2 protein-coding genes are annotated in these 5,325 nt (G+C 49.5%); both read right to left on the bottom strand.

Features of this window, described 5'->3' with window-relative positions; all coding sequences use genetic code 11:
- Window positions 1-51: 51 nt before the first annotated feature.
- Window positions 52-2,979 carry an O-linked N-acetylglucosamine transferase, SPINDLY family protein gene (locus tag ACT3R4_RS18145; protein ID WP_441680246.1) on the bottom strand — a complete coding sequence of 976 codons (2,928 nt, stop codon included), beginning with the start codon at window positions 2,977-2,979 and terminating at the stop codon, window positions 52-54.
- A 386-nt stretch (window positions 2,980-3,365) separates the two neighbouring features.
- Complete coding sequence (locus tag ACT3R4_RS18140; RefSeq protein ID WP_441680245.1) at window positions 3,366-4,553, bottom strand: FliC/FljB family flagellin; 1,188 nt, start codon at window positions 4,551-4,553, stop codon at window positions 3,366-3,368.
- Window positions 4,554-5,325 lie beyond the last annotated feature (772 nt).

The raw sequence follows: 5,325 nt of genomic DNA, 5'->3' as shown, positions 1-5,325 counted from the left end.
TGTTTTACTCTGTTGGGTCTTTGTTCTTTATACACTATAATTTATGCATAATCACTTATAATTTTCAAATTTATGCGCTTCCGCTAAAGACGCAGGATATCCCCACTCTTTCGTGAATCCAATATCAACAGGCATTACTTGACACTTATGACCCAGCTTATTTTTTAATGCATCGACCCATTTAGCATCACTTTCAACGCCCCGTACTTCCAAACCTTCATTAACGGCCCAAACGGTTGAACCACCTGATCCATACTCAAAATAATGAGTAGCGCCTTTTAACGCTTTCTTGAAAAAAAGCCGCTCAGCTTCAGTCATAAAGGGCGCGTCAGGCACATCAAAAGTATTATTATTCGTATTGGATTGATTCTCCTTTTTGTTAGCCGCATCATAACGCTCAGAAGATTCAGAAAGTCCGTTGCTGACCAGATACTGTTCCGCTTTTTCTTTATCAACACAGAATAACTGATGATACGCCATATCCTTAATGCCATATACGGTATGCAGCAAAAATGCGAGCTTGATTCGCTGTTGATCAGAGAGCGTGCTCATCCGCGCATGGCTGGGTAAAAATAGCGCATCGGCGGACTGTAGCTCCGTTGCCTGGCGAAGCGCCGAAGGAACAGAATCGGGCAATTGGCTAGTATGCTGCGTATTATTAAAACGATAGAAACGAAAACCGTGCCGGGACATCCAATGCTGTATTTCTGCCAGATTTGGCTGACGATAGTGGGTAGGTTGAAACGCAATACGCACTTGAATTGCCAACGTCTCACTTAGTGATGCTTCGCCATTTTCCAATATAGCGACAGCATCATTAAGGCCATCAAGAATCAACCAGTCAAGGCTTTCCAAACCTTCGATGCTATCTAACGTAATGGTGCTGATCGGTAGTTTGGCCAGCACTTGCGTCGCTAAAGCCTCGTTACCTGTCGGCTCAGGCAAAGGTTCAAGCGTGCTGCTCAACGTTTCATCTAAACAGGCATAAAGCGTTGCGGGCTTGCCATCACCAAGCGCGGTGTGAGGAAAAACCTGGATATCATCGCTGCCCTGGAACTGGTCAGCGTTTTGTACATGACTCGCCGGGTCGAATGCCACAATACCGAATGCCTTTAATTGGCGAAGCCCTTCTACCCCTTGTTGGCGCAGCAACGCGGCACCATTGTCCAGCGTTATGATTTTACTTGGCAGCGACCAGCTAAAATCATTACTTGCAGCCTCGTTTTCTATTGCATAAGCCACTTCAACCGGTACGCTTTCATCTTTGAAAGTGGCTTGCCCTGCTTTATCGAACGTGAGTGCAGCAGGCGGCTTACCTTCGCAGTGACGCTGCCAAATAGCGCGCATGGCGTCGGTAAAGTGTCCCGCAAAGAGAGGGGCGTTACACACCGGTGACGCTAACAGTATTTGACGCAAGTGCTGTCTGATAGCGGCCAGGCTATCGAGATCGGATGCCAGGTCGATAACACGCGCCTTATACTCTTCCCAGCACGTGACGACTAGCTCCGGCATACCCGCATTAACAAGATGGGTCGCACTATGACGCCCTGCAAACGTAGGACCGGGAAGCGTTACAACGGGAACGCCCATCAAAAAAGATTCGCAGGTGGTCAAGCCCCCTGAATAAGGCCAAGGGTCCAGTGAAATATCAATCTTGTTATACGCATCCAATAATTCAGCGTGCGAAGAGGGCCCTTCAATAATAAGCCGTGAGCTTTCGATGCCATGCAGTGCCATGGTCTCTCTAATTTTCTGGCAACGTTCCTCGCTCTTATACTGCATACTCTTTAACATTAGCTTAGAGTTAGGCAGCGCATCCATTAGCTTTGCCCACTGCTCTAATACGACATCGTTAAGCTTCGTCGCGTTGTTAAAGCACCCTAAGGTGAGGTAACCGTTCTGTCGTGCCGGTAAGGGCCCTACCTCGGGTTCGTAACCACCAGGAGGCACATAGCAAATATAATCGTTAGGTAGGCGAATGAGTTTTTCAACGTACTCTTCATCCACTCCCTCGGGAGTTTCTACGCTATCGCTAATAAGGTAATCAATAGCAGAGAGCCCCGTGGTATTAATTAAACCACCGACCCACTTCACCTGAAGCGGTGCGGGACGCCTACTCACAGCAAGAACCCTGTTGCCCGCATTATGACCCGCCAGGTCAATCAGAATATCAATCTTATCACTGGCGACTTGCTCCGCGACTTGCTCATCATTAAGCGGCTGAATACTCATCCATTTTTCAGATGCTGCTTGTAACCGTTGTGTAATACCATCAATCGCATTATTGGTGCTATAGAGGTAGAGGGCTATCTGCGCTTTCGACACATTCTCCAAAGCAGACGTTATCATTCGCCCAACGGGATGCCCCCGAAAACCGTCAGAAATTAACCCAATTCTTAATTGCTTTTGAGGGTCTACTAAATTGTCGTAGGATTTAATGGTTGTTTGAACAGAAAATTTATTGTCCCATTGTTTACAAAGGCCGGTGATTTCCTCAGCCGTTTTATGAGGATGATAATGGCATGTGGTTATAATATTTGAGAAAGGGCCAGGCGCCTGGGGATTAATACGGTGGGCTTGTTGATAAGCATCCAAGCCTTTATCAAGGTCGCCCACAGCATTATATACATTCCCCAGATTATTCCAGGAAAGATAATTATTTGGTGCAAGCTGCGCTGCCTTCTCTAACGTTTTCTGCGCGCGCGAATATTCAAATTTTTGCATCAACACATTGCCTAGCGTGTTGAGCATATCAACATCATTAGGCGCCAGGCGGCACGCTTCATCTGCGTAGGTTAGGGCATCGTCGTAACGTGCCTGCGTGTAGTAAATATAGCCAATATAGTGCTGGGCTTTTGCAAAACCTGGCTGGCGCTTTACCGCTTCTTTTAAGAGCGCCAAGCCTTGCTCGGGGTCACCTAGCTGGTGAGTAATCCTGCCTTTTACAGCCAGTGCCTCCGCATCGTTAGGTGTCAGCATAAGCGCCTTATCAAGGGCTTCTAGCGCTTCCTGGCGCAAGCCTGCCTCTGAAAGCTCAGCCCCAAGCTGTTTCCAGGCAGCAGCATTTTGCGGTTGGCGCTCTGCCAGTTTTTTTGCCTTATGCAGCGATGACGGAACACTCTTTCCAGTGACGCTATTCTGGCGAGCTTTCTTTGGCATGGAAGCAGATGTTTTTTTCGACATGAGAAGGCATTCCGCATTTATATTTGCTGGGTAGCATACGCGTATAGAAGGGGCGGCAAAGGTAGGAAAAGCGGCTAATAGATAGCCTAACTGACGGCAAGCGTAACACCCAAAATAAGACAGGCCTCCCAAAGGAGGCCTGTATTTTATCCGACAAAGCGGAAGTGTACTGCGCCAGCTTATTAGCCCAGCAGAGAAAGAACGTTCTGCGGCACTTGGTTAGCCTGGGCCAGTACAGAAGTACCCGCCTGCTGAAGAATCTGTGCGCGAGTCATGTTGCTTACTTCTGAGGCATAGTCAGCATCTTCGATGCGTGAACGGGCTGCAGAAAGGTTGGTTTCGTTGGTTTGCAGGTTGGTAATCGCGGATTCAAAACGGTTTTGAATAGCACCCAAACCTGAACGCAGCTCATCAACTTGTTTCAGAGCATTATCAAGCTGCTCCATCGGATTGGAAGTAGCTGCGCTTAGCAGATCTTTAGCACCAAGCTCGGAACCTTCAATCGTGTAAGCAGCGGTGCCGTTGCCAGTTGCAATAGCCGCCTCGGATGGTTCCACTGAGACTTGGAAGGTCACTGCAGTACCTGAAGTTGCTTCAATGCCTTGTAACCCAAGAGCCTTAGCTTCAGCATTATTTTGAGCAGTGATTTCAACGTTAACGTACCAGTTACCGTTGTCATCAACCTGTGCAGTTGAGGCGCTATCTACAGCTGCAGCAGTAATACCTAAGTTAGTAGCCAAATCTGCAGAGAAATCATTAACAGTATTGGTAGTTACGCCTGTACCTTCACCGTAGGCTTTTTCATAATCAGCTGCTACGGCTGCACCAAGGCCTTCACCAAGGCCATTAACATTGAAGCTGGAAAGCTTCAATGTTTCAGCAGTAATTTTTTCCAGTTTAACGTCGATCATTTCGCCGTCGTTAGCACCTACCTGGATAGACAGGTTGCGGTCTTCAGCCAGTACTTTAACGCCGTTAAAGTCAGTCTGCTCAGAGATGCGGTTGATCTCAGTCAGACGCTGATCGATTTCATCCTGGATGGATTTACGGTCGTCAGCAGAGTTGGTGTCGTTCTGGGCTTGAACCGTCAGTTCACGTACACGCTGCAGGTTGTCGTTTACCTGATTCAGGGCGCCTTCAGCGGTTTGTGCAACAGAGATACCGTCGTTGGCATTACGCTGAGCCTGAGACAAGCCAGTGATCTGTGAAGACATACGGTTAGCGATGGCTTGACCAGCTGCATCATCTTTCGCGCTGTTGATACGCAGACCAGAGCTCAGACGCTCCATAGAGGTAGACAGCGCGCTCTGAGATTTGCTCAGGTTTTGCTGACCGATCATTGCTGTGATGTTGGTATTGATCACTGACATGGTGGTATTCCCCTTTCAATAAGACTGGCCACGTGGCCCGCTGTTCGGCGTGTTGTGCGCCGTTATACTTAATAACGGCGCAACGGAGGAAATCTTTAGGGGGAAGTAGTAAAAAATTATGTAATTTTTGGTAATGAGGGGATTATCAACATTCGACACAGGGCATGTGATGGCAAGCACTTTGTGGGGGATACGTTTATGCTGATTCTTGTGGAGGCTGAGGTTACTCGGCGCTAGCTGCCATGTTGGCCTATAGAGTGTGCTGTGTTACTCAACCCCGGCAGCGCGGGGCGCTGCTTCGCCGATGTGTCGGACCACCACTGAAGTGGGCTCCCACAAAAGCAGCCCGAGTGAGTAAGCAGTCTACACAGCCCCCCAACACATCGACACAACCGGTTTTGTGGGAGCTGAGTTCACTCGGCGATGGCGGCGCTAGCTGCCCTTACCCCGGCAGCGGGTGGCACTGCATTGCGGGTGGTTTCTCACAATGAGCGGGGCAGCGGTTTTGTGGGAGCTGAGTTCACTCGGCGATGGCGGCGCTAGCTGCCCTTACCCCGGCAGCGCTATGCGCTGCATTGCGGGTGCGCTTCGCTTACCGCGCACTACATTTGTGCCGTTGGCCTATAGGGTGTGCTGTGTTAACCAACCCCCGGCAGTGCTGCGCACTGCGTTGCGGGTGCGCTTCGCTTACCGCGCACTACATTTGTGCCGTTGGCCTATAGGGTGTGCTGTGTTAGCCACCCCCCGGCAGCGCGGGGCGCTGCTTTCTCAG

Origin of the sequence: Halomonas sp. AOP7-E1-9 (genome assembly GCF_052376035.1) — a bacterium.
Taxonomy (GTDB): Bacteria; Pseudomonadota; Gammaproteobacteria; order Pseudomonadales; family Halomonadaceae; genus Vreelandella; species Vreelandella citrativorans.
Note: the sequence above shows the minus strand (reverse complement) of the source record. Positions and strands in the feature narration are given on the sequence as shown.